Origin of the sequence: Microbacterium mitrae (assembly GCF_008017445.1) — a bacterium.
Classification (GTDB): Bacteria; Actinomycetota; Actinomycetes; order Actinomycetales; family Microbacteriaceae; genus Microbacterium; species Microbacterium mitrae.
In genome coordinates, this window is sequence record NZ_VRSW01000001.1 from 175,068 (window position 1) to 200,075 (window position 25,008).

The following is a 25,008-nucleotide window of genomic DNA, read 5'->3' on the forward strand; positions in this document are numbered from 1 at the left end:
GAATATCGGTGAGCAGCGGTTTCGTTTGTCAGACAGAAGGAGCACTCATGGCACTACAGTTCGGGCTTGACACCTTTGGCGACGTAACGCGCGGCGCCGATGGCGAGCGAATCTCCGACGCACAGACCATCCGCAACGTCGTCGATCAGGCGCGACTGGCGGATGAACTGGGCATCAACTTCTTCGGCATCGGTGAGCATCACCGGGCCGAGTACGCCGTATCTTCCCCGGAGATGGTGCTTTCGGCCATCGCCTCGGTCACAAAGAACATTCAGCTCGGAACCGGCGTCAACGTGTTGTCGTCTGATGACCCGGTACGCGTATATGAGAAGTTCGCGACCCTTGACGCCGTCTCGAGCGGCCGGGCTGAAATCGTGGTTGGGCGCGGCAGCTTCATCGAGTCTTTCCCTCTTTTCGGGTTCTCGCTTAACGACTACGAGGTGCTGTTCGAAGAGAAGCTTGAGCTGCTGACAACGATCCTCAACGACAACCCCTCCATCACCTGGACCGGCCACACGCGCGCGTCCCTGACTGACGTTGAACTATTCCCCAAGACTGAGCACAAGATGCCGGTCTGGGTGGGCGTCGGCGGTAGCCCTGAGTCGGTGGTTCGCGCCGCACGATACGGCCACGGTCTCGCACTGGCGATCATCGGCGGCTCAGCCCAGCGGTTCCGCCCCTTCGTTGACTTGTTTCACAAGTCGGTGCAGACGTTCGGGTTTAGCCCGCAGCCGGTTGCTGTGCACTCGCCGGGCTACATTGCCGCCACCGATGAAGAGGCGTGGGATGCAACGTACGAGCATGTCAAGGCCATGAGCGACAAGATCGGCGCCGAGCGCGGCTGGCCGCCCTACACGCGCGCACAGTTTCAGCACGAGGTTGGCCCTGACGGCGCGCAGTACGTGGGCTCGGTGGAACGCGTCGCGCAAAAGATTGCCGCAACGGCGCGCGCGCTGGAGATTGACCGCTTCGACTTCAAGTATGCGAGCGGCCCGATGCCGCACGAAAACCTCATGTCGTCGATCGAGCTGTATGGCACTCAGGTCATCCCTCGCGTGCGGGAATTGCTCGGGGAGTAACACGACGCCACCTTTGTTCTCAGTTTGGGTATTAATGCCCTAGGCTGAGTGCGTGACCAACACGCAAGTAACGCCGCTGAGTCGAAACGCTCGCCTCGACCGCCTTCCGTTCACCCGCAAGCACGGCAAGATCCTCACCGGATCGGGCCTCGGATGGGCGCTTGACGCCATGGATGTGGGCCTCATCAGCTTCATCTTGGCGGCGTTGCCTGCGGTCTGGAACGTCACACCGGAGGAGAAAGGCTGGATCGCGTCGATCGGCTTCGTCGGCATGGCACTGGGTGCCACGCTGGGTGGCTTGCTCGCCGATCGATTCGGCCGGCGTTCCGTCTTTGCCCTCACCCTCTTGGTCTACGGCATCGCCACCGGTGCGAGCGCGCTCGTTGGGGGAGTAGCGGCCCTTCTCGTGCTGCGTTTCTTTGTGGGGCTGGGCCTCGGCGCTGAGCTGCCGGTCGCGTCGACTTACGTGAGCGAATTCGCCCCGGCGCGAAATCGCGGCCGCATCATCGTGTGGCTTGAGGCGTTTTGGGCGGTGGGCTGGACGGCCTCGGCGCTGATCGGGTACTTCGTCATTCCGAATATGCCGGAAGGTTGGCGCTGGGCGTTCGCGATCGGTGCGGTGCCGGCCATCTACGCACTCGTGGTGCGGTGGGGTCTGCCTGAGTCGCCACGATGGCTGGAACGCAAGGGGCGCACCGCCGAGGCAGAAGCGATCGTGCAAGAATTCGAGCGTTCTGCAGGCGTTGAACCGCCCACAGAACCGGCTCCGCCCACCGCCGTTGCCGCCGTCGCTACGTCACCGCGGGAGCGCCTCGCTGCCCTGTTCTCGAGCGAGTTCCGTTCGCGCACCATCAGCCTGTGGGTGGTGTGGTTCTGCGTCAATTTCTCGTACTATGGCGCATTCATCTGGATTCCGTCGATTCTGGTTGGCGCAGGCTTTGATCTGGTCAAGTCGTTCGGCTTCACGCTCATCATCACCCTTGCGCAGCTTCCCGGCTACGCCGTGGCCGCGTGGCTCATTGAAGTCTGGGGCCGCAGGCTCACCCTTTCGGTCTTTCTCGTGGGGGCCGCTGCATCGGCGATGCTGTTCGGTACAGCAACAACCGAGACGATGATCATTGCAACCGGTATGGCGCTGAGCTTCTTCAACCTGGGCGCGTGGGGCGCGCTCTACGCCGTCAGCCCGGAAATGTATCCCACCTCAATGCGCGCCACCGGTTCTGGCTGGGCTGCGGGCATCGGCCGCATCGCGTCGATCATCGCCCCGATCATGGTGCCGATCATTCTGGCGAATGCGGGAGCGCCGACCCTGTTTGTCATCTTCGCGATCGCGTTTGCCATTGCAGCTGTCGCGACCTGGGGGTTGGTTGACCGTTCCGGGGTGGCGCTCGACGACCGCTGACGAATGTCGGAACCACGTGGCAAGATAACGCCATGAGCACACTTTCGAATCGCGATGGTTCCGCACTTCTCGTCATTGACGTTCAGCGTGGCGTCTTTGCCGATGCCTACGACCGCGACGGCGTGGTGAGCCGCATTGCCGAGCTCGTGAGCGGTGCACGAGATGCCGGCGTGCCCGTGGTGTGGGTGCGACATTCAGATCCAGGCTTGGAGCTTGGCTCAGACGGCTGGCAGATCGTCGACGAGCTGGCACCGAGCGAGGGTGAGGCCATCGTTGAAAAGCTGTACGGCGACTCATTCGAGGCGACGACGTTGGAGTCAGTGCTCGGTGAGCTCAACGTCGGTGAGCTGATCGTCACGGGTGGGCAAACCGACTTTTGCGTGCGATCGACGTTGCACGGCGGCTTCGTGCGTGGCTACGACGTGACGTTGATCGGCGACGCACACAGCACGGAGGACATTCGGCAGTGGGTGCAGGGCGTGCCGTCGCCGGCTGAGCTGATCGCACACACCAATGCGTATTGGGCGAACCAAAAGGCACCCGGTCGAACGGCGCGGGTCGTGTCGACGGCCGATGTGACTTTTGAGAACTGAGTGGCGGGGCCCTCATGTCAAATGCACTCCTAGAATTTGAACCATGACAGAGGTGCGTTATGTCGCGATCGGTGACTCGTTTACCGAGGGCGTGGGGGATGAGCGTGCCGACGGTACGCCGCGTGGCTGGGCCGACCTGACGGCAGAAGGATGGGCGCGCTCACTCGGCGCCCCGATTCACTATGCCAACCTCGCGATTCGCGGCAAGCTTGCGTGGCCCGTAGTCGAGGAGCAATTAGAGGCAGCGCTCGCGCTGCGGCCAACACACCTGTCGTTCAACGGCGGCGGCAACGACATGTTGCGGCCGAGCACTGACCCCGAACATATTGCTGACGCATACTCGCGCGTGATTCGTCGCTGCGATGAAGAGGGCGTGCAACTCATCGTCCTTTCGGGCGCTTTTCCGGCGAGCGGGCTACCCATGACGCGCCTCATCAGCCGCCGCGGAGACCAGCTCTCCGATGCGGTAATTGGTCGTCTTGCCTATCGACCCGACATTATTCGAGCACTGAACTGGCCCGATCGCGAGTTGTCTCGGCCGAGCTACTGGGCGCCAGATCGCCTCCACATGAACATCCGTGGCCATCACCGTGTGGCTGCACGCATGCTGAAGGCGCTGGGGCAGCGGGTTCCGGAGGGCTGGTGGTCGTTACCTGCCGACGTCGCTACAGCGCCGGTGCGTAACAGCGTCTACGTGCGCGAGTACCTGGTTCCGTGGGTCAAACGACGCGTCACCAAAACCAGCTCAGGCGACGGTCGTGCACCAAAGTTCGGCGAATGGGTCACGGTCGAGGGGTAAGCCAGTACTCGGTTCCGGCCGGAGTGCGTTGCGCGATGCCGTAATCAATGAGATGACGCCGGAGAAGCACGGCGTCATCAGCCAGCGCCTCAAGGCGTTCGGTGAGCACTGGTTCCGTCACACGCTCATCGGGTTGCAGTGCGCGATGAGCGATCATGGTGAGGAGTTCGACGCGGGTGTCATGATCCGTCGGGTAGCGATCGATGCGGCCGTCAGCGGCGAGAAAGCGCTCCACTCCGGTTGCGCGTGGTACCGCGAGCGAGCGCAGAGCGTCGCGCACCTTCGCAACGTCAAACATGGCCGCGTCGCCGGTATCGTCGAGCACGCCCGTCGCTACCAACTTGCTGATCGCCCGTTCCCGACGTGCGGGGGATAGCGGCTCGACGCCGGTAACCATCGCCTCCGCCAACACCAGACGAAGGTCATCATTGACCAGCGCTGCCAGCAGCGGGCGCACAAGTTCTGTCATGTCATTCACCCTACGAGACGCAAATGACCCGCACCTCTATGGGCGCGGGTCAAGGCGGAGAAGTGCTTAGTTGTACGACTTCCAGACGGTCGCGAGAAAGATGTTGATGAGTGTCAGCACCATCAGTGAGGGCAGCACCCAGCCGGCAAGCGTCGGCTTCTTCTTGTTCATGAACGCGATTACGAAGATCGCGACGAGCACCACGGTCTTCACGCCGATCTTGGCGTTGTTGACGTACTCGCCATCGCCCATGGCGTACGTCATTCCGACGAGCAAGAGGCCGGTGACGAGCATCGTCCACGCGCCATGCATGATGGCCGGAACGATCTTGGTTTCACCCGTCTTCATGCTCTTCATCTGAACGAGCATGCCGCCGAGCAGGCTGGCAATACCGATGATGTGGAACGCAAGGATGACGTTCTTGAGGATCTCCATACCGCTATTTTAGCGACAGGGTGTCGGAAAGATCTACTTCTCCAAACCGCCCAGGATAAAGGGCGTGAGTTGGCTGGCGACTTGCGCTGCAGGAACCCCGTGATTCACCAGCGTCATGCCCGAACCGAGGGCACCGCGGACGAACATGGGGGAGAGGGGAGAAGTCGGAAATGGCAGGCTCGCCATCAGCTCCATGATCGGTTTGGCGAGAGCATCGTGAAGCGCTGCGATGTCTTCGCGCCCCTTCGGGGAGAGGTCAACATCGCGTAGAGCGGTGGCGAGGTGGTGCCGGCCGTCCGCCGTCATGGCGAGCGTCTTTTCGACGTACACGCGAAGCCGATCGGCCCCCGCGGGGGCCGCATCCGTGGCGGACTGAAGCTCCGCGTTCCACTGCTCAAACGCAACGCGTGCGAGTGCGACGAGAATGTCGTCGCGCGAGGGGAAGTACTCGTAGAACGTTGATCGGCCGAGCCCAGCGGCCGACGTGACCTTGCCGGGGGTGACCGCGTCGACGCCATGCTCGAGCAGAATCTGCTCAGCGGCCGCGAGGAGTGCCGAGTGCTGCGCGTGACGATGCTCGGCAACGGTCGACGCGGAGATCTTCGGCATTCGTCCATTATCCCGGTGAACCGTGCGCGATGGTGCAGAAGTTGCGACCGGTGTCGCTCCGAGTGGCCGAGTATCAGATGACGATCAGCGCCCAGTCATCCCATTGACGTTCGGCGATGCGTGCGACGGCGGCCGGAACCGCGCCGATCGGATCAGCGAGAGTCGCCTCATCGATTTCGTATGCCCGCAGGGCATTGCGGCATGCCACCACCGTGACGGAGAGGTTCTCTTCGAGCATCATTTCAACCGTCATCGAGGTGACGTGGCCCGCGACGAGTCCGCGCACGGCAGCGCCAGAAACCACGATTTCAATGACGGTTGCCGGATGCTCGCGCAACAGGTTGACCGCCTTCTGCAGAGCGGTGAGAGTGAGGTCTTCAGCGCTACCAGCCGCTTGAAAAACCGCCGACCGTGGATGTGTGCTCATGGTTTCATTCTCCGCTTCTGCCTCCGCCAACGCCACAGGTGGTGATGCCGGGGCGCGGGTTGCGCTCAATGCCAGAGGTTGACCGATTCCGCTGTCATGACGAGGCCGTGACACATATGCTTGGCGGCATGCCGACCTGACGCGAGAGAAGGAGATTGCGCTGAGGGACGGAGATTTTGGGGATAATCTCCGTCCGCCGGCGTAATCTCCTGCCGCCAGGTAGGTGGCGATGCTCGCGCTTCGCGGTGACATCAGGGCCAGCGAAGCCCGCGGTGCCCAACCACCAGGGCCTCGGACTACCAGGGTGTCGGGCGATCGGCGTCACGGGTCGCGTCGTCGGGAATGCGCTGTAGCGGCTCGCCGCCGGCTCGAATGCACAGCCAGCGCAGTTCGCCCTCGCTGTCGGGGGTCGCGCGCCAGTTTCGCCATACGTTCTGCCCAACGCGCACGATGGTTCCGGGCCCGACGTCGACGACATCATCGTCGAGCGCGAATTGACCGGAACCAGAGAGCACGACGTAAAGCTCCTCAAGTCGCGAGTGGGTGTGCCAGTACCCCGCTTCTTCGCCAGGCTGTAACGCGTTGGCGGTCATGCCGATGAACTGCGCGTCGAGCTCATGATCGACAACGCGGCGACCGTCACGGGATCGGGCGGGCACAAACCCGCCAAAGTGCGAGTGCCACTCATCGGGGTTGCCAATTTCGATGACTTCGTAGTCGGTCATGTTTTCCTCTCGCGGCTATTCGCTCAGATACAGGATGGTTTTGGGTGTTAGCCCTGGCCTGGCGCGCCCCAGTGGTCGCCGTCGGGAATCGGGAGACACGTCGAGTCCGCAGCGAGCGCCGCGATCTGCGCTCGAACGGCAACGCCGTCGTCCCAGCCAACTACCTCGAAAACGATGCCTTCTTGCGCGCCAGCCTCTGGAATGAACCCGATGAGCGCAGGCCCACGCCACGTGTCATCGAACGGCCAACTTGCGGTTGAAATGAGTCCTGGCGTCGGGTTGTCGACCATCCATCTCGCCGCCTCAGCAACCGTTACATCGGGGATCGTCCAATACGCCGTGGCTTCAGCAATCGGTCCGCAGGGCCACCCGGTAGTCGTCGTGTATCCGCCGACCTGCGTGTCGGAGCGCACAGCAGACGGAGGAAGTGACGCTGTGTCGAGCCACATTTGCGCCTGCGCAATCGCTGCCTCATCGGGCGGGCCCCACGTCGGGACGGGTGCGAGTGCCTGCGAACTTGCGCCATCAACCGGGGGAGCGATGGTGACAGATGCTGCTGGGCTGGCGGAGTCCGAGGGCTCAGACGGTTTCGACGTCGCTGACGACGTGGCACAACCCGTGAGCGTGAGCAAAATAAGCGGAACCACAAACCACGTTGAGCGAAGACGCATCGCCCCAACCTAGCGATGTCGCCGGGGAACGCACAAGGGTCGCGCGCCGATCGAATGGGCTCTCATGCGTCGAGTTCGCTAGTTTTTTGGTCAGCGTCCACTTTTCTCAAGGCGGAGTCTGTGGAGAGCATTGTCGTGACGGCGGTGAGTAGTCCCGCCGGGATATACCCGACGAGCCACGTTGTCGTGCCGGACACGAATGTCGTGGTGAGGCCAAGACCTATCCATCCCAGAAAGGTGGCGACACCGGCCGGAAGCACGACGTAGCGACGGGGGATGGCAGGCCGGCGCCATAGCGTCAGTGTGCCGAGGCCCCCAAAGAGCGAGGTGATCGCGGCAACGGCTAACGCGTAGCCAATTCCGCGTAGCAAGGCTGATCCGTCAAACCCGTTCTGAAGCTGCATCACGGTAGTCGCCGCGACCGCCAGTGCGACAAACGCAACGGACGTTCGAACAGCAGCCAGAATAACAACGCGCCAGTACGTTGACACCTCGCGCCTACGCCTGACCGTGGAGCAGCAGTGGACCCGTTGCTGAAACGTGTTCTGACATAATGTGCATTATCGGATTATTGATCGAATCGCGGAGACCCGGGCGCCGGCGTCAGTTTTCCAGGCCGATGTACGCACGAAACGCCTCGGCGCCGGTAACGGTGATCGGTTCGCCGCGAACGAACGCATCGGGCGTAAGTACCAGTCGCTTGCTGATGGCCATCTCATCCCGACGTTTCACTCGCACCTCGCCATCAGCGCGATACCCAACCTTGCGACTCACTGCCAGCGAGTTCGGGTTATCAATGAATGCCGTCGACGTAATTTCGGCTGCGCCAGCGTAGTCGAACATGAAGGCGCACATTGCCTGACGCATCCTGGTTCCAATGCCACGCCCATGATGCTCTTGACCGAGCCACGACCCGGTCTCACCGGTTCGCGTCACCAAATAGTTGGATGTACTAATTCCTTGCACACCAACCAGGTTTCCGTTGAACTCGACGGCGAATTCCAGCGTCCACGCATCCGCCGACCAGCGCGCGCGATTACCCCAGTGATATTTGGGGTACGCCGCGCGCAACTCTTCCTCGGGCGCGTCGGTCCACGGCATCGCAAATGGCATGAAGCCCGCGTCGTGAATACCCGCCAGTGCGAGATCGACGAGCGCCGGCAGTACATCGTCGGTGATTGGAACCAGGCTGACGGGCCCAGCATCGACTCGAACGCCCAGAGGCGCGAAAACGTCAGTCAAGTTCACCCCTCCAACATGCCACAGCTCCCCCACAACGAGCCTCACGTGGCTGCGTAGCGTGTCTGCCGACAACCCCGTCGGGCACTCACAAATGACACGGAAAGTGAAATAAATTGCGAAAATTCACCGGAAATACTCAAGTTCGGGACCTTAAACCGCTACTTTAAGGTGTCAATCCGTTGCCCAGGAGGAAAATATGTCTGATCCACTCGACACACCGTCCATCATCTCCCCCGAGACCAAGTCTGCTGCACTCAAGAGTCTCAAGTGGCTACTCGGCCTTGGTGGAGCCCTCGCAATCATCGTTGGCGCGCTGATCTTCTTGTGGCCCACGAAGTCGGCCGTCGTCATCACGATGATTATCGCCGCCTACGCCCTCGTTGGTGGCGTGTTCTACCTCATCATCGCCTTCGCGACGAAGGGGCTCTCGACCGGCGCACGCATCGGTCAGGCCCTCGCCGGCATCATCTTCATTGTCGCCGGCATCATCGCGTTCATGAACCCCGCGGAAAGCACCGTAACGTTCGCGTTCATCGTGATCATCTTCATCGGTGTTTCGTGGATCTTCGAGGGTATCGCAGCCCTCACGGCGCTTGATCTTGCACCGAGCAAGGGCTGGGCGATCTTCTTCGCGATCGTCAGCATCCTCGCTGGTATCGCTGTTCTGCTCTCGCCGCTGTTCGCCGCCGCCGTGCTGTGGATGTGGCTTGGCATCTCGCTGTTTGTCATCGGTATCGTTCAGGTGGTTCGCGCCTTCACGATCGACCGCGACTAACACGAGGCCAGAAAGGGGTGGGCGCGCCAAACCGGCGCACCCACCCCTTTCTCATGTTCCGTTCTGCCGCGCCTAAGCTCCGACGTATCGAGCCAGGTGCTCCCCCGTGACCGTGCTCCGCGCATCAACGAGCTCTCGCGGCGTGCCTTCAAACACAACGCGGCCGCCGTCATGCCCCGCACCCGGCCCCATGTCGATGATCCAGTCAGCGTGCGCCATCACAGCCTGATGGTGCTCAATGACAATCACCGACTTACCCGCCTCGACCAGGCGGTCCATCAGCGCGAGAAGCTGCTGCACGTCGGCCAGGTGCAACCCCGTGGTCGGCTCGTCGAGAACATAAACGCCGCCCTTATCTGCCATGTGGGTCGCAAGCTTGAGTCGTTGTCGCTCGCCACCCGACAACGTCGTTAGCGGCTGACCAATCGCCAGATATCCGAGGCCCACCTCATCAAGGCGTACCAGGATCGCAGCGGCGGGCGCGAGCTTCCCCTCCCCCGCCGAGAAGAATTCACGCGCGTCGCTCACCGACATCGACAACACATCACTAATGTTCTTGCCCGCGTAGGTCAGCTCGAGCACACTGGCGGCAAAGCGCTTGCCCTCACAGGTCTCACAAATCGTAGACACGCCCGCGACCACGCCAAGGTCTGAATAGATCACGCCGGCGCCGTTGCACGTTGGGCACGCGCCCTCGGAATTCGCGCTAAACAGCGCGGGCTTCACGCCGTTCGCCTTCGCGAAGGCCTTGCGAATCGGCTCAAGCAAGCCCGTATAGGTCGCAGGATTGCTGCGACGGGAACCACGGATGGCGCCTTGGTCGACCACGACAACGTCGCCGTGCGCGGGCAGCGCGCCATGGATCAACGAGCTCTTGCCCGAGCCGGCAACGCCGGTCACAACCGTCAAGATTCCCAGCGGGATCTCGACATCAACGTCTTGCAGGTTGTGCGTGTTGGCGCCGCGGACCGAGAACGCGCCGGTCGCCGAGCGGACCGATTCCTTCAACTGGGCACGATCATCGAGATGACGCCCCGTCAACGTTTCGCTTGCTCGCAGCCCCGCGAGATCGCCCTGGTAGCAGATCTCGCCGCCGTTGACGCCGGCTCGCGGCCCCAGGTCGACAATGTGATCGGCGATCGCAATTACCTCCGGCTTGTGCTCGACGACCAACACCGTGTTGCCCTTGTCGCGCAGGCGTTCAAGAAGCCCATTCATGTTCTGAATGTCGTGTGGGTGCAGACCAATCGTCGGCTCATCAAACACGTACGTCACGTCGGTCAACGACGAACCCAAGTGTCGAATCATCTTGGTGCGCTGCGCTTCTCCCCCAGACAGGGTTCCGCTCGGTCGCTCCAACGAAAGGTAACCAAGACCGATCTCGACAAATGAATCAAGCGACTCCTGCAACGCCTGCACCAACGGCGCAATCGACGGCTCATCGATCGAGCGGAGCCACTGTGCCAGGTCAGAGATTTGCATGCGGCAGGCATCGGCGATGCTCACGCCATCAATCTTCGACTCCCGCGCATGCGCCGCCAGCCTGGTTCCGTCGCATTCGGGGCACGCGGTGTAGGTGACAGCCCTCTCCACGAACGCGCGGATGTGCGGCTGCATAGCCTCGCGATCCTTAGACAGCATCGACTTTTGCACATTGTTGACCAACCCTTGGTAGGTCATGTTGATGCTCTCGATTTTGACCTTGGTTGGCTCTTTGTAGAGAAAATCGTTGAGCTCTTGCTCGGTGAAGTCTTTGATTGGCTTGTTCGGATCGAAGAATCCGGAGGCGGCATAAATACGCACAGACCAGCCGTCAGCGGTGTACCCCGGAATCGTAATCGCACCCTCAAGCAGCGACTTCGACTCGTCATACAACTGCGTGAGATCAAGGTCGGTGACTGAACCCATGCCCTCGCATCGGGGGCACATGCCGCCGACCTGCGAGAAGCTGCGTCGCTCCTTGGTGGTCTCGCCGCCCTTCGTGAAGGTCACCGCACCCGCGCCCGAAACACTGGGCACGTTGAACGAGTACGCCTGCGGACCTCCCGCGTTCGGCACGCCCATACGCGAAAACAAAATACGCAGCATCGCATTGGCATCGGTTGCGGTGCCAACGGTGGATCGGGAGTTCGAGCCCATCCGCTCCTGATCCACGATGATCGCCGTGGTCAGCCCCTCCAACACATCAACATCGGGGCGAGACATTGACGGCATAAAGCCCTGCACAAAAGAGCTGTAGGTCTCATTAATCATTCGCTGCGATTCGGCAGCGATGGTGCCGAACACGAGCGACGACTTGCCCGAACCAGATACCCCGGTGAACACCGTCAAGCGGCGCTTAGGAATCTCCACCGAGATGTTCTTGAGGTTGTTTTCGCGCGCACCCTGCACGCGAATGTAGTCGTGATTGTCAGCGGGGTGCGCCATGCATGCTCCATACAGTTCGTCGGCTGTTCAGCCTATAAGTATGCACCGACACCACACTCACGTACACAACAAAATGGGGCATCAGCGCTCGCCGATGCCCCAAATATTGTCGTCAGTTACGACGTGACGGGAAGGACGCGCTGCCACCAGTCGAGAACGGCTTCGAAGCGTTCCAGACGGTGACGAGGCTGACCCGAACGCGTCAGTTCGTGGTTCTCCCCCGGGAAGATCAGCATTTCGGTCTCAACGCCGTTGTGCTTGAGCTTGGAGTAGTACCGCGTCGCCTGCTCCAACGGGCACCGACAATCGAGCTCTGAATGGATCACCAGCGTCGGCGTAGTGACGTTGTCGGCCTGGGCATAGGGGCTCTGCGCGGCAATCTGCGCGGGATCGGCGCCGACGTACTCGACGCCGAAGAACGACCCGATGTCGCTGGTTCCGACAAACGACTCCGGCTCCAAGAAACCGCGTTCGACGATGGCGCCCGCGAAGCGGTGATCCTGCGTGGTGACCCAGGCGGTGAGGTACCCGCCATAAGAGCCACCCATGACGCCGACGCGCTCGCCATTCAGGCGCGGATCGCTGGCGACGGCGCCCTCCAAGAAGTCGATGACATCGGTGAAATCGACGGTGCCCATGGCCTGTCGAATCGATCGTCCGTGTGCGGTGCCGTAGCCGGCGGAACCACGGGGGTTGCAGAAAGCGACGGCGTAGCCGGCGTCGACGAGCGTCTGTACTTCGTCGAAGACATGCACGCCGTAGCTTGCGTATGGACCGCCATGAATCATCAGAATCACGGGGTGCGGGCCATCGCCCTCCGGGGTCGCGAGCCAGCCGTGCACCGGGTAGCCATCGCGGCCGGTGATTGTCAGCTCGGTTGGCGTCGAGATTCCCTGCGCCCGCAGGTTCTCACCAAAGTTGGTGACAACGCGGGAACCAGAGTCATCCACCACGAGCAACTCGCCGTACGAGTTTGGCGAGGCGATTGTCGCCACGACGCGCAAGCCCGCAGGGGCTTGAGCCGCAGCAAGCCCACCGATCTCCACATCGCCGTCGATCACGGTGGAGATGTCGCCAGTTCGCGTCACCCGCAGCGCATGCACGCGACCGCGCGTGCGGTTGAGCACCAGGAAGTCCTCGCCGACGACGGTGATGTGGCTACCGACCTCACCGAGATCGATTGTTGCAGCGTCGGTGAGGGCGCGGGGCGATTCGCCGTCCAGAATCCACAGCCCCATTCCGGGCGCAACGAAATCCGTGCGCGACGGTCCGACCGAATATGCCAGCAGTGCAATGGTTCCGTCATCGGCAACTGCAATGTCGGCCACCGACAACGACGCCTCGGGCGCCACCACAACACGCTCCGCGCCGTCGGCAATCGCCACGGCGACCACCGTGCTTGTGAGATCGACCGTGATGGGCTGAAGCTCGGAGACCGTGGTCAACACCTCGGAACCATCGGGCGTAAACGCGATGCCCGCGTAGGTCACACCCTCTGCCGCCGTCAGCTGACGCGGTTCGGCATAAACCACCTGCGGCTTAGGCTTTTCGGAGCCTTCCGGCACAACCGCGGGCGCGGGAGCGTAGAACGGCTCTGCCGAAACGTCTGGCACCGGAACCACGAAGAGGTGACTGGGGCGATCGATGGTGTAGCCGAGGCCGTTGGCGTGCCAGCGATAGCCGGTCACGCGTCGGGGCGCCTCCGCAGCGTCGCCAAGCCCGTCAACGGTTCCGTAACGACCGTTCTCGGCGACACGAGCGGAGAACACGAAGGACGCGCCGTCGGGAGCCCACGCGAAATCGCTGACGCCACCGTGAACATCGGTGACCTGCACGGCTTCGCCGCCATTGGCATCGGCGATGTGAAGCTGCGCACCCTTCTTCTCGACGCCACGCAGAAAGGCGAGGAGGGAGCCGTCGGGCGACAGTACGGGCGCTGAATCGGCAACACCGCGCGTGATGCGACGCGGTTGCGCGGCGAAATCGGTACGCCACAGCTGGCCGACATTGCGGTTTGCGGCGGCGTCTGGCCGTGAGGTTGCAAAGATCGCGAAGGAACCATCAGGCGCGATGGTTGGGCGCGAAACGGCAACGAGGTGCGAGATGTCTTGAGGCTTCATAACGGTGATTACTCGCTTTCGAACGCCGACACGTCTCCGACGAGGCGGGTGTTGTCGGCCGGGATCGGATCGATCGCGGCCTGGGCAACTTCGGCCGCAAACTCTGACACGTTGTAGAGCTTGCCGGCCGACTCACGACGCTCTGAGATCGCCCCGGGGTTGGCGCGCTCCAGCAGCGTGGCGGTGATCGTACCCTCGATCATGTCACCCGACACGACCACAAATTCGATGCCGTCCTGCTCGAGACCAGGAATCAACTCGCGCAGTGCATCTTCGCCTGCACGCTTGGAGAGCGCGACCTGCTCGTACTCGGGCATCGTCGGGGTCGTGCGGATGAAGTGGGCCTGGTGGCTCGTGACGAACACAACGCGCGAGCCTTGCGGCATGATCGTTCGGGCCGCGTTCAGCATATTGAGCTGCGCATCACGGTTGAGGGTGAGTGCGTAGTCCTCGGCCATGCCAGACTCCATGCCGCCGGAGGCATTGAGAACGAGAACGTCGATCTTGCCGTACGCCTCGCGCACGGCCTCGACCATCGCATCAACGGAATCAGGGTCTGTCAGATCGGCGCCGACGGTGATGGCTTGCACGCCCAGCTCGCGCAGCTGCGTGGCAAGCTTCTCGGCACGGGGGGCCTTGTTACGGAAGTTGATGACAACGTCGGCGCCCGCCTCGGCAAAGTAGCGCACGGTGTCGGCACCAATGCCACGTGAAGAACCGGTGACCAGAGCCACCTTTCCGCTCAAAGATCCGGGGGCAAGCAGCGTGGTCACAGAAACTCCTTTGATTACAGGCGCCGGAAACGCGCCCTCTGAGACTATCAACGCTGTGCGTCTGCCCCACGTAGGGCGTCGACAAGAAGTGTGTCGATGCCTCGTGGTAAGTTCACTGCCAAGGGGAGGTTTCTATGGAAATCGTCGAATTCTTAACCGATTGGGCCTGGGTCGTTTGGCTCGTGCTGATCGCGTTGTTCATCGTGATCGAGATGTTCACTCTCGAGTTCACGTGTCTCATGCTGGCGTTGGCAAGTGCCGCGGGACTCATCGTTTCGCTCACCGGGGCCGAGTTCTGGTTGCAGGTGGTGATCGCCGCGGTCATCGCCGTGCTGCTCATTCTTTTCTTGAAGCCGCCGCTGTTGACGCGCCTTGCGAAGAACGCAGATCCAGCGAAAAGCAATGTTGATGCACTTATCGGCATGCACGGCATGGTGATCGAAACGGTGACCACGACGGCGGGTCAGGTCAAGCTCCAAAACGGAGACCTGTGGACCGCTCGCACCGGTTACCAAATGCTCTCGCCGCAGACTCCGGTCGTGGTGTCGTCCATCAACGGCGCCGTCGCCGTCGTGGTTCCCGCCAACGCCCCGACCGCGCAACACTGACAACCACCGATTCAGCCGTCTCTCGCAGTCACGGCATCGTCTTCAGAGAAAGGAAAGACCCGCACTATGGATGACAACATCATCCCCAGCGTGATCGGGTGGATCATTGCCATCGCATTCGTGATCATCGCGATCACGATTCTGGCGAGGTCTATTCGCATTATTCCTCAGGCCGCCTCAGGCGTGGTCGAACGACTGGGCAAGTACCACAAGACCCTCACCCCGGGTCTGAACGTGCTGGTTCCGTTCATCGACCGTCTCCGCCCGCTCATTGACATGCGCGAGCAGGTTGTCTCGTTCCCGCCGCAGCCGGTGATCACCGAAGACAACCTCGTCGTCTCCATCGACACCGTGGTGTACTTCCAGGTGACCGATGCTCGCGCCGCAACGTACGAGATCGCAAACTACCTGGGCGCCGTCGAGCAGCTCACCACGACGACACTTCGTAACGTCGTCGGTGGCCTCAACCTCGAAGAAGCGCTCACCAGCCGTGATGAGATCAATGGCCAGTTGCGCCTCGTGCTTGATGAGGCGACCGGCAAGTGGGGTATTCGCGTCTCCCGTGTCGAGCTGAAGGCGATTGACCCGCCTCTCTCGATCCAAGACTCGATGGAAAAGCAGATGCGCGCTGAGCGTGACCGTCGTGCCGCCATCTTGACGGCAGAAGGAACCAAGCAGTCGGCGATTCTTGAGGCTGAGGGTGCCCGACAGGCCGAGATTCTCCGCGCCGAGGGTGACAAGCAAGCTGCCGTGCTGCGTGCGCAGGGTGAGGCCGAGGCAATCACCACGGTCTTTGGTGCCATTCACGTCGGCCAGCCCGACGACAAGCTGCTCGCGTACCAGTACCTGCAGATGCTGCCGAAGATCTCCGAGGGTCAGTCCAACAAGCTGTGGATCATCCCCAGCGAGCTCACCGAGGCACTCAAGGGTATTGGTGGTGCGTTCACACCCAAGGCTGGCGGCCCAGCTCCGACGCCCGGCGCTGGCCCCGCGGCGGCATTTCGTCCGCAGCCGACGGTGACGCCTTCGGAACCTGTGGTTTCGGCTGAACAGCTGAAGACCGCGGCTGACGCCGTCGTGGAAAGTGTTCTCGACGGTGAACCGTCCGTTCGCGACCTCATCGCGGAGGCACAGGCTAACGATGTGCGCTCTGGCGCCGTTCCGCCTGAGGTCTATGACATTGACGGCACGACGCCGGGAGTTCCGCCCATCCCGCCGCTGCCCCCGCAGAATCCGGGTGTTTGATTACTCATCCGTACCTCGCAGGAACTGCCCCGCAGTTGCTCGCTCACCGTGGCCTCGTCAATTCTGACGAGGCCACGGCTGGCGTTGTCGAAAACTCATTCGCCGCGATCGCTGCCGCGCACGCGGCTGGCGCGCAGTACATCGAATCTGACTGCCACCTCACATCAGACGGCGTTGTCGTTCTCTTCCATGACTCTTCGCTGTTGCGGGTCACCGGCGACGAGCGGCTCGTCGCCGATGTTTCCACAGTTGAGCTGGAACATCTCATGCTCGAGCGTGGTGGGCTGATCACTCTCGAGCAAGCGCTGGTGTCGTTTCCCGAGACGCGATTCAACATCGACATCAAGGCCGAAGCCGCCGCCGTACCGGTTGCCGACATTGTCGCGAAACACGCGGATCGCGTCTTGCTCACGAGCTTTAGCGATCGCGCTCGACGACGCGCGGCTGCACGATTGAAGCACCTAGACGCGCTCCCCGCCTACTCCCCCGGCAAAGCAACCATGGCGCTGATCGTGCTCGCCGTGGCACTGCGTATTGGGCCGTGGCAGAAGCGCTTGCTGCGCGGGTTTGATGCCCTGCAGATTCCCGAATCATTCGGCCCGGTACGCGTGTTGACGCCGCGTCTGGTTGCCGCCGCCCATCGCTTCGCCACGTTGGTTCACGTCTGGACGATCAACGAGCCCGACGAGATGCGCCGCTTGCTCGCCATGGGTGTTGATGGGCTTGTCACCGACCGTATTGATGTCGCGCTAGCGCTCTGAGATCATCGGTTCAACGCCTACGCGCTGTGCGTTGCCTGGGAAACTTGGCGAATTGGTCATGCTTTGGATGATCTGCACAGGCGGAGACGTTACAACTGGGGACTGACGAGAGGACTCACCCATGGCAGAACGTAGCCTGCGTGGCATCCGACTCGGCGCTCAGAGCCTACAAAGCGAAGAGGGCGTCGTGCTCATGGACCGCACGAACCACACGTATACGTGTACCCAATGTGGGCGTGACACCACGCTCACGTTTGCGGCTGATGCTGAGCCGCCAGCAACGTGGGAATGCCGCACCTGCGGTGGTGAAGCGTTGCTCGTCGTTGACGGTACAGCCGTCGCCGTCGACCACAGCGAAGACAAGGTAGCTCGTACCCACTGGGACATGCTGCTGGAGCGTCGCACCCGTGAAGAACTCGAAGAGATTTTGGCAGAACGACTCGCGTATCTCCGTGAGCGTCGCGGAGAAGCTCCGGCACGGATCGGCGCGTAACTCCTACGAACGGGGTGTCACCTTCGGGTGACGCCCTTTTTCGTTGCCTGCGGGAATGCAGGACTCAACAGCGCGCCTATTCGGTGGCCGCGACGCCCGCCGCGTCCGGGTCAACCGTCGCCGCAGCGTCTGCGTCAGCCGCGGCCGCAACCGTCGTCGCTCGGCGCTTCACCCGCACGGCAACGCCAACGAGCACAAGGCCCGCAAGGCTCCCCCACAGCAACACGAACTGCACCCAACCGCCAATAACAACGGCCGGTGTGAGCCCGGTGCGCAGCTCAACCTCGGTGAGCATGAGCCCCGCCTCGGCCTCGGCGATCTCATCAATCGTGCTGCCATCGGGAGCGATCACCTGGCTGGTGCCGACGGTGGAGATATTGACGACCGATCGTCCCGTTTCAATCGCGCGCATGCGCGCGAAGGCCAGCTGTTGCAGATTCTCGTCTGTGCCACGGAAGTCGGCATTGTTGGTTTGAAACATGTAGACCTCGGCGCCATCGGCTGCGCCTTCCCACACGACGGCGTCGTAGATCACGTCAAAGCAAATCGCGAGCCCCGCCTTGATGCCATCGATATCAAAGACCGGACTATTGGTTCCGGCGGTGTACTCGCGCTGAATCAGCCCGACCAGGTCGGGCACGATCATCTCGTAGAACCAGCGGTCGGGAACATACTCGCCAAAAGGCACGGGGTTGCGCTTGTCGTAAAACGCGACCGCGCCCTCACCGGCCTCCCACAGCATCGAGGTGTTGTAGATGAGTTCGCCGCGCTCGGTGACAGCGTTCATCAGCACCGGCGCGTCGACGTCGATTGAGAGCCGGTCAAGAAGCCGGGCAACCATGGGCTCGACTTGGGGATCCCAGTCGACCCCGCCCTCCGGCCACAACAGCACGTCGAGGTCTTCGCCGCGCAACGGCTCACTGGCGTCGAGCTGCGCCTGCATGACGCTGCTCTCCGAGCGGTCATCGAAGTAGCCAGCCGGTCCGTTGCCTTGAACTGAGCCGACCGTCATGGTTCCGTTGGGCGTCGTGGGAAACGCGGGCAACACCAAGAATAACGCCAGCATGGCCGCGATTGGTGCTCCGAAGACGCCCCAGCCGCCTCGCAAGTCCGGGCGCTTCGTGGCCAGCTGAGTGGTTCCGCTCGCTGAACGACGCTGGCGAGCGAAGCGGAACCATTCAATGGCGAGTGCGGTGAACGTCACCATCAGAAAGGAGAGGCCCGTGACGCCAACCCACGCCGTGAGGTGCGCGAGCGGGCTCTCTGATTGGCTGATACCCATTCGACCCCAGGGAAAGCCGCTGTACGGCCATGACCCCATGAACAGCTCTCGCGCGGTCCATACCCCGCCGACCAAGGCGGCGGTCACGACGTGTGCCACCACGGGGCGCGCAGATAGGCGCGGCACCCAGCGGTAGACGAGAACGATGAGGATGGAACCCACGCCCCAAAAGATGCCCTGCAGGCCGCCGAGCGCGAGCCACGGAATGACGCCAAGGTAGCGCGTGGCCCACAGCACATGAATCAGGTAGAACGAAAAACCGAAGAGCAGCCCAACCAGCAGGCCGCCGCCGATGCTGCGCCCAATCAGCGAGATCAGCGCCATCGCAATGCCAACGAACGCGAGCGGCCAGATGCCCACCGACGGAAACGCAAGGTCGAGGACCGCGCCGCCGACAAGGGCCACAATCGCCGCAAGCCACAGCGGCAGCAGCGCCTTCGTCGGCGCCGGTGAAGACAACGTCACATCACACTCCCGAGTACACGACGATGCCGCGGCGCACCAGATCCAGCGCACGGCGGGCCGTGGTTCCGATATCGCCGTCGGCGACGATGCTGAGCTGATCGAGCAGGTCGATCGTCTGCTTCGTCCAGCGCACAAAATCGCCGGCCGCCATATCGGCCTGAGTCAGCACGCGGTCAAGCGTTGCCCCACGCGCCCACGAGTGCATTGCCGCCGACAGACCCGGCGCAAGCGGCTCGGTGCCGGGCAAATCGAAGTCATGCTCCACATCGTCGAGTTTGGCCCACAGCATCGCCGTCTCATCGAGTGCGATGCGGAACGCGCCCTTCGGCAAGTCCCGCATGCCGGTTCCGTTCTCATCGCGGCGCGGCTCGTACACCAGGGCGCACGCGAGTGCGGCGAGCGACGGCGCATCGAGGTTCTTCCAGATTCCGGTGCGCAATGATTCAGCGACCAGCAGGTCGCGCTCGCCGTAGATGCGGCGCATGGTGCGACCAGCGGGCGTGAGAGTGGCGGAACCATTGGGGGCGACATCGACGTAGCCGAGTTCGTCGAGCACATCAACGACGCGGTCAAAGATGCGGGCGACGGTGCCCGTGCGGCGATCGATTTGTGAACGCCACTGGGCCACCTGCCGCTCAAGCTTCCAGTAGCGTTCGGCCCAGCGGGCGTGCTTCTCCCGGTCAGGGCACGAATGGCAGGCATGCTTCTGCATGCGGCTGCGAAGAGTATTGATCTCGTTGCGGCGCTTTTCGGCACGGTCCTGGCTACCGTAGAGCTCGCCGCGCCCCTGCTTCTCGACCTCGGTGAGCTCGCGACGCAGGCGCGAATAGTCGAGAAAATCCCCACGCTCGCACGTCATCGACGTGCGGTAGCCGTTCAATGATTCATCGGCTTCGCGCACCTTGACGGCCAGCCCAACGACCGCGCGGTCGGCTTGGAACTGCGCAAACGACGATTCCAGAATCTCGCGCGCCCGGGAGCGACCGAACTGGTCGATCAGGTTCACCGCCATGTTGTAGGTGGGGCGGAAGGACGAGTTCATCGGATACGTGCGGCGCGACGCGAGCGCTGCCACCGCCTCCACGTCCATGCCTTCGTTCCACACCACGACCGAGTGACCCTCGACATCGATACCGCGACGACCAGCGCGCCCGGTGAGCTGGGTGTACTCCCCCGACGTGATCGGCACGCGTGCTTCGCCGTTGAACTTTTCCAGTTTCTCCAGCACCACGGTGCGCGCAGGCATGTTGATGCCGAGTGCGAGAGTCTCCGTGGCGAAAACGACCTTCACGAGCTTGCGCTGAAAAAGCTGCTCGACGATCTCTTTGAAGGCGGGCAACATGCCGGCGTGGTGTGCGGCGACGCCGCGCTCAAGATTTTCCCGCCACGTCCAATACCCCAGCACCGAGAGGTCTTCGTCGGGCAGCATGTAGATGCGCTCTTCGACGTATCGCCGAATTTCACGACGCTCTTCTGCCGTGGTGAGGGAGATTCCGTCGCGCGCGACCTGTTGAACGGCCTGTTCGCAACCGACGCGCGAAAAGATGAAGAAGATGGCGGGTAAGAGCTGATCGCGCTGCAGGAGCTCGATGGCTTGCGCGCGGTCAAGTCTGCTGCCGCGACCCGCCATCGATGGCTTCTGATACTTGGGCTTACCGCGCCCTCTGGCATTGAGGGTGCGGGAGTTGTTTTCCCACGCCACGCCCTTCAGCGTGCGCAGGCGCGCCAGCTCGCGATTCACGTGCTGAGTCGCAACACCGGAGCGCTCGTCGAACAGCGGTAGCAGATCTCCCCGTGCCAGCACGTGTTGTTCCAGCGGAACCGGACGAATCTCAGACACGATGACTTCGGTGTCGCCGCGCACTGCCGCCAGCCAGTCGCCAAATTCTTCGGCGTTCGACACCGTCGCCGACAACGCCACCACACGCACCTCTTCGGGAAGGTGAATGATCACTTCTTCCCACACGGCGCCGCGGAATCGGTCTGCGAGGTAATGCACTTCGTCCATCACCACAAACCGCAAGCCGCGCAACGCCTCGGAGTCGGCGTAGAGCATATTGCGCAGCACCTCCGTCGTCATCACGACAACGCGGGCGTGCGGGTTGATGTTGGTGTCTCCGGTGAGCAGACCAACCTCGTCGGCGCCATAAACGTCAACCAGTTCGCGAAATTTCTGGTTAGACAGCGCCTTCATCGGCGTGGTGTAGAAGGCCTTGTCACCCTTCGTGCGCATCGCCTGAAAGATTGCGAACTCGCCAACGACGGTCTTGCCCGCACCCGTGGGAGCGGCCACCAAGACACCGTGTCCGCTTTCCAGCGCATGGCAGGCTTCGATTTGAAACTCGTCCATCTCGAACGACAAGCGCGCCGCAAACTCAGCGGTGAGGGGGTGAGCCGCCCGCTTTTCGGCGGCGGCGTACTGATCGGCCGCGCTCACGGAGCTGCCGTTGGAGTCATCAAATCGCCTTCGCGTTTGCGGCGACGGCGATCAAACAACATGGCGACGCCGGCGGCCAGGAGGTACAACACGACAAGGATTGCCGCAAGCAAGAGCATAGAGACGATATCGGAACCAGGGGTTGCGACGGCGGCAAAAACCGAGGCAATCAAGACGGCGATTCGCCACCCCTTCAAGATGTCTCTTCCGGTCATGACGCCGGCGAGGTTGAGGATCACGAGAAACAGCGGCAGCACATAAGCGATGCCAACGGTGAGCAAGAGCTTGAAGACAAAGTCCCAGTAGTAGCTGGCCTCGAAGAACTGGTTGTACGAGGCGCCGTCGGGCACGAACGACGCCATCACCTCGATGATGTGTGGGAGCACAAACCAACCGGTTGCTACCCCGCCGAAAAACAGTGGTACGGCAACGCCGACGAAGCTGATCGTGTAGATCTTTTCTTTCTTCGTCATCGCCGGCATGATGTATGCCCACAGTTGCCAGATCCAGATCGGGCCCGACAAGATCAGGCCGATAGACGCGGCAATGCGAAGCTTCATATCAAACGCCATGGTGATGCGCGTGAACGTCAGCGCCGCTTCACCGTGGCCGTCGGCCGCGATGACGTCAATCGGGTTATCGAGTTGATCGATAACCCAGTCGGCGATGAAGAACGCCGCCACCATGCAGACGATGAAGGCGATCGCCGCGATCATGAATCGGCGACGCAACTCCACCAGGTGCTGCGCGAGCGACATGCGTTTGTCGCGCTTCCGGTCGCCCTCCAGAGCCGACTCGGGAGTTTCGGTGGTCACGCTCTGTTACTGGCGCGAGCCGTCAGGGTTGGTACTCGGCGACTGGGGCTGGGCCGGGGTTGCGCCCGCCTGGGGTGCGGCTTCCGACGTCACGACCGGTGCGGCAGACGTTGCGGCATCGGTCGCGTCGTCTTCCTTCATCGCCTTCATTTCACCCTTGAATGCACGCGCCGACTGGCCAAGGCTCTTTGCGAGAGCGGGAAGCTTGGCTGCACCGAACAGCAACAGGATGATCAGAAGAAGGATCAAGAGGTGTGCTGGCTGAAGGGCGTTGCCCATGTGAGCGCTCCTTGTTTCGGGGGTGCGGGTGATTCAGTCTACCCCGGGGCATCCCGGCGTACCTTGGCGTCCGCTATACGTTTTGTCTGAGCCGGGTACGGCACCCGTCAATCTGGCTCAACCTGGTACTGCTCCAGCGCCCGCTTTGCCCAGTCGGCCGTCGCGGCGCGTGCCGATTCTGGCTCAAGCACTTCAATGGTTCCGCTTCGCAGCGCCGCGAGCCGCTTCAGTGTGAGGGGGTCACCAACGCTGAAGCGCGCGATCGAATTCGCGTGGTCAACGGTGATCTGCGCGCCGCGCAAATAATCACCAACGAGAGACGCAAGCTGTGAGGGGTAGCGGATGACGGCATCGGTGCCCTCGCTCGTGTCGCTAAACGCGAGCGAGGTGTCATCGGCGGTATGGGTGATCGCGATATCGGTCACGGCGACATCAGACACGCGATCAAGGTGGAACGTTCGCATCGCGTGACGCAGGTGGCACCAGCCCTGTAAATACCATTCGCCGCTGGTGATGTGCACCCGCACCGGGTCCACGGTCCGGGTCGTCGGCTCGGCGTCGGGCGCGCGGTAGGTGAACGACACGGCGCGACGCTGTCTCAGGGCATCGGCAACGACTGTCCGCACGGCATCTGCCTGCGGCGGGGCGACAATGACATTGACCGGGTCGGGTGCGGAGCCTGCCGTGAGTTTGGTGATCAGTCCGTCAACCAGCTCGGCGCTGACCCCGGCGATTGCACGCGTCAGTTGTAGCCCAGACAGCAGGGCAGCCGCTTCGCGTGATGACAGCTTGGGTGCGCGCTCGAGCGCGACTGTGTTGGTGAGCTCGATCATGTTTTCTTCATCGAGCAGATCCCAGTTGATGTTGAATAGGTCAGGATCAAGCTGGTAGAAACCGTTGTCTCCCGGCAGTCCCATGACCGTCAGCTTCTCGGCCATCGCACGCATTTCATCGACCGAGACGCCAAAGTCGCCCGCAGCGTCAGCCAGACTGACCTGCCCGCGCTCGGCAAGGTAGGGCACCAGTGTCAGGTAAATACGCACCCGGTCGGGGGCGAGCAACGGTTTGGAACGATCAGCCATGAGCGGCCTCCTGGTGACGATCAAGCGTTGCCTGCAGGCGCACAATAACCTGCTCGCGCAGGTCGTCTGGTGAAATCACGCGGACTTCCGGGCCGTAGGACGCCAACTCATCGGCGAAAATGTGCAGGTCAAGGAAGGGCACATCGATGCCCTGGGCCGCGGCGCTCGCACGGCGTGCGAGACGAAGATCCGCTTCGGAACCAGGGTGCACCTCGAGGTGCGCGACGTTGCGGGCTGCGACTTCGGCGAGGCCGGCGAGAGCTCGCTGACCCGCATCGATCTTGAGTGCGGGGTCAAACGCGAGTCTCGTGATCTTCACGTCATCGCCGATTCGGCTCAGCAAAAACGTGCGCTCCGCGCCCCGGTCGGTGTCGAATCCAAACAGATGCCATCGATTTTCTTGCTCGACCAACGCGAGGGGTTGCACGCGCCGCAGCAGGGCGCGCTTCTCCCCCGGCTTGATGTAGGTGAACGTGACCGCGCGGTTGGCCTCGATGGCGTTTTTCAACGGCACGAAGGCGTTGGTCGTCAGCCCCAGTTCTGGGGCGAATCCGATAATCGGCTCATCGACATCGATTCCGAGCGAACGAATCTTGCGAATTCCCGCGTTCGAATCGTCTGACATCGATCCCTCACGCCAGACGGTGGCCGCCAATGTCAGCAGCGCGAGCTCCTCCTGCGTGAAGGTGAGGTCGTCAGGCAACGTATATTCCGATTTCGGAATTCGGTAGCGTGCCTCACGCAGATCGTTCGGGTCGGCGTGGTCGCCGAGCGTTTCCACCGGAATGCCGAGACCACGCAGGTCATCCTTGTCACGCTCGAACATTTTTTCGAGCGCATCAGCGCCGGTTCCGCTTTCCGCGCGTTGGCGGTAGCCGGAGACCGATTCGAGAATCTGCGCCTTTGTGAGCCCACGGTCGGTCGCCATCAGCGCAACGACCAGATTGGTGAGCCGCTCTTCGGGAGGAATGTTCGATGCCACACGCTCATCCTAG

At 62.2% G+C, this 25,008-nt stretch carries 26 protein-coding genes; 9 read left to right on the forward strand and 17 right to left on the reverse strand.

The window, feature by feature from the left end; genetic code table 11:
• Positions 1 to 47: 47 nt before the first annotated feature.
• The 4 genes from FVP60_RS00770 to FVP60_RS00785 are packed head-to-tail and all read left to right on the forward strand — an operon-like array spanning position 48 to position 3,873.
• Positions 48 to 1,079, forward strand: coding sequence for an LLM class flavin-dependent oxidoreductase (locus FVP60_RS00770; RefSeq protein WP_147824378.1), 1,032 nt, complete (start codon positions 48 to 50; stop codon positions 1,077 to 1,079).
• 52 nt (positions 1,080 to 1,131) lie between these two features.
• Positions 1,132 to 2,481, forward strand: coding sequence for an MFS transporter (locus FVP60_RS00775; protein WP_246132411.1), 1,350 nt, complete (start codon positions 1,132 to 1,134; stop codon positions 2,479 to 2,481).
• A 32-nt stretch (positions 2,482 to 2,513) separates the two neighbouring features.
• Complete coding sequence (locus tag FVP60_RS00780; RefSeq protein ID WP_147824379.1) at positions 2,514 to 3,074, forward strand: cysteine hydrolase family protein; 561 nt, start codon at positions 2,514 to 2,516, stop codon at positions 3,072 to 3,074.
• A gap of 43 nt (positions 3,075 to 3,117) precedes the next feature.
• Complete coding sequence (locus tag FVP60_RS00785; protein WP_187240523.1) at positions 3,118 to 3,873, forward strand: SGNH/GDSL hydrolase family protein; 756 nt, start codon at positions 3,118 to 3,120, stop codon at positions 3,871 to 3,873.
• On the opposite strand, the gene FVP60_RS00790 is transcribed toward FVP60_RS00785, so the two are convergent.
• From FVP60_RS00790 to FVP60_RS00825, 8 genes are all read right to left on the reverse strand, one after another.
• The gene (locus FVP60_RS00790) at positions 3,857 to 4,342 is read right to left on the reverse strand and encodes a DUF2087 domain-containing protein (protein ID WP_147824380.1); all 486 of its coding nucleotides are present in this window, start codon (positions 4,340 to 4,342) and stop codon (positions 3,857 to 3,859) included. The two genes, FVP60_RS00785 and FVP60_RS00790, sit on opposite strands and share 17 nt — an antisense overlap.
• 66 nt (positions 4,343 to 4,408) lie before the next feature.
• Complete coding sequence (locus FVP60_RS00795) at positions 4,409 to 4,777, reverse strand: hypothetical protein (RefSeq protein WP_147824381.1); 369 nt, start codon at positions 4,775 to 4,777, stop codon at positions 4,409 to 4,411.
• A 33-nt stretch (positions 4,778 to 4,810) separates the two neighbouring features.
• Positions 4,811 to 5,386, reverse strand: coding sequence for a TetR/AcrR family transcriptional regulator (locus FVP60_RS00800; RefSeq protein WP_147824382.1), 576 nt, complete (start codon positions 5,384 to 5,386; stop codon positions 4,811 to 4,813).
• A gap of 73 nt (positions 5,387 to 5,459) precedes the next feature.
• Positions 5,460 to 5,813 (reverse strand): DsrE family protein, encoded by a 354-nt coding sequence (locus FVP60_RS12960; protein ID WP_187240524.1) that lies wholly within the window; start codon positions 5,811 to 5,813, stop codon positions 5,460 to 5,462.
• 296 nt (positions 5,814 to 6,109) lie between these two features.
• Positions 6,110 to 6,538, reverse strand: a complete 429-nt coding sequence (locus tag FVP60_RS00810; RefSeq protein ID WP_147824384.1) for a cupin domain-containing protein — start codon at positions 6,536 to 6,538, stop codon at positions 6,110 to 6,112.
• 47 nt (positions 6,539 to 6,585) lie between these two features.
• Positions 6,586 to 7,209, reverse strand: a complete 624-nt coding sequence (locus tag FVP60_RS00815; RefSeq protein WP_147824385.1) for a hypothetical protein — start codon at positions 7,207 to 7,209, stop codon at positions 6,586 to 6,588.
• 62 nt (positions 7,210 to 7,271) lie between these two features.
• The gene (locus FVP60_RS00820; RefSeq protein WP_147824386.1) at positions 7,272 to 7,700 is read right to left on the reverse strand and encodes a hypothetical protein; all 429 of its coding nucleotides are present in this window, start codon (positions 7,698 to 7,700) and stop codon (positions 7,272 to 7,274) included.
• A 112-nt stretch (positions 7,701 to 7,812) separates the two neighbouring features.
• Positions 7,813 to 8,451 (reverse strand): GNAT family N-acetyltransferase, encoded by a 639-nt coding sequence (locus tag FVP60_RS00825; RefSeq protein ID WP_222705883.1) that lies wholly within the window; start codon positions 8,449 to 8,451, stop codon positions 7,813 to 7,815.
• 196 nt (positions 8,452 to 8,647) lie between these two features.
• Here FVP60_RS00825 and FVP60_RS00830 point away from each other — a divergent pair, with 196 nt between their 5' ends.
• A complete protein-coding gene (locus tag FVP60_RS00830) occupies positions 8,648 to 9,226 on the forward strand; it encodes an HdeD family acid-resistance protein (protein ID WP_147824388.1) in 579 nt (192 codons plus the stop codon).
• 72 nt (positions 9,227 to 9,298) lie between these two features.
• Here FVP60_RS00830 and FVP60_RS00835 read toward each other — a convergent pair whose 3' ends face one another.
• The 3 genes from FVP60_RS00835 to FVP60_RS00845 form a co-directional block, all read right to left on the reverse strand.
• A complete protein-coding gene (locus tag FVP60_RS00835; RefSeq protein ID WP_147824389.1) occupies positions 9,299 to 11,653 on the reverse strand; it encodes an ATP-binding cassette domain-containing protein in 2,355 nt (784 codons plus the stop codon).
• Positions 11,654 to 11,769: 116 nt separating this feature from the next.
• On the reverse strand, positions 11,770 to 13,773 hold the full coding sequence (locus tag FVP60_RS00840; RefSeq protein WP_147824390.1) for a S9 family peptidase: 2,004 nt from the start codon (positions 13,771 to 13,773) through the stop codon (positions 11,770 to 11,772).
• A gap of 8 nt (positions 13,774 to 13,781) precedes the next feature.
• On the reverse strand, positions 13,782 to 14,546 hold the full coding sequence (locus tag FVP60_RS00845; protein ID WP_147824391.1) for an SDR family oxidoreductase: 765 nt from the start codon (positions 14,544 to 14,546) through the stop codon (positions 13,782 to 13,784).
• Between the two features lie 134 nt (positions 14,547 to 14,680).
• On the opposite strand from FVP60_RS00845, the gene FVP60_RS00850 reads away from it, so the two are divergent.
• From FVP60_RS00850 to FVP60_RS00865, 4 genes are all read left to right on the forward strand, one after another.
• On the forward strand, positions 14,681 to 15,154 hold the full coding sequence (locus FVP60_RS00850; RefSeq protein WP_147824392.1) for an NfeD family protein: 474 nt from the start codon (positions 14,681 to 14,683) through the stop codon (positions 15,152 to 15,154).
• Positions 15,155 to 15,220: 66 nt separating this feature from the next.
• Positions 15,221 to 16,399 carry an SPFH domain-containing protein gene (locus FVP60_RS00855; protein WP_147824393.1) on the forward strand — a complete coding sequence of 393 codons (1,179 nt, stop codon included), beginning with the start codon at positions 15,221 to 15,223 and terminating at the stop codon, positions 16,397 to 16,399.
• Complete coding sequence (locus tag FVP60_RS00860) at positions 16,399 to 17,160, forward strand: glycerophosphodiester phosphodiesterase family protein (RefSeq protein ID WP_147825455.1); 762 nt, start codon at positions 16,399 to 16,401, stop codon at positions 17,158 to 17,160. Before FVP60_RS00855 ends, FVP60_RS00860 begins: the two co-directional genes overlap by 1 nt.
• A 121-nt stretch (positions 17,161 to 17,281) precedes the next feature.
• Positions 17,282 to 17,653 carry an RNA polymerase-binding protein RbpA gene (locus tag FVP60_RS00865; RefSeq protein WP_147824394.1) on the forward strand — a complete coding sequence of 124 codons (372 nt, stop codon included), beginning with the start codon at positions 17,282 to 17,284 and terminating at the stop codon, positions 17,651 to 17,653.
• A gap of 76 nt (positions 17,654 to 17,729) precedes the next feature.
• On the opposite strand, the gene lnt is transcribed toward FVP60_RS00865, so the two are convergent.
• The 6 genes from lnt to FVP60_RS00895 all read right to left on the reverse strand — a co-directional run bounded on the left by lnt (position 17,730) and on the right by FVP60_RS00895 (position 24,995).
• The gene (gene lnt, locus FVP60_RS00870) at positions 17,730 to 19,394 is read right to left on the reverse strand and encodes an apolipoprotein N-acyltransferase (protein ID WP_147825456.1); all 1,665 of its coding nucleotides are present in this window, start codon (positions 19,392 to 19,394) and stop codon (positions 17,730 to 17,732) included.
• 7 nt (positions 19,395 to 19,401) lie between these two features.
• Positions 19,402 to 21,750 (reverse strand): DEAD/DEAH box helicase, encoded by a 2,349-nt coding sequence (locus FVP60_RS00875; protein ID WP_147825457.1) that lies wholly within the window; start codon positions 21,748 to 21,750, stop codon positions 19,402 to 19,404.
• An 83-nt stretch (positions 21,751 to 21,833) separates the two neighbouring features.
• The gene (gene tatC / locus FVP60_RS00880) at positions 21,834 to 22,652 is read right to left on the reverse strand and encodes a twin-arginine translocase subunit TatC (RefSeq protein WP_342779416.1); all 819 of its coding nucleotides are present in this window, start codon (positions 22,650 to 22,652) and stop codon (positions 21,834 to 21,836) included.
• A gap of 6 nt (positions 22,653 to 22,658) precedes the next feature.
• A complete protein-coding gene (gene tatA, locus FVP60_RS00885; protein WP_147824395.1) occupies positions 22,659 to 22,931 on the reverse strand; it encodes a Sec-independent protein translocase subunit TatA in 273 nt (90 codons plus the stop codon).
• 107 nt (positions 22,932 to 23,038) lie between these two features.
• The gene (locus FVP60_RS00890) at positions 23,039 to 24,013 is read right to left on the reverse strand and encodes a helix-turn-helix transcriptional regulator (protein WP_147824396.1); all 975 of its coding nucleotides are present in this window, start codon (positions 24,011 to 24,013) and stop codon (positions 23,039 to 23,041) included.
• Positions 24,006 to 24,995, reverse strand: coding sequence for a helix-turn-helix transcriptional regulator (locus tag FVP60_RS00895; protein ID WP_246132413.1), 990 nt, complete (start codon positions 24,993 to 24,995; stop codon positions 24,006 to 24,008). Before FVP60_RS00895 ends, FVP60_RS00890 begins: the two co-directional genes overlap by 8 nt.
• Positions 24,996 to 25,008: the final 13 nt, after the last annotated feature.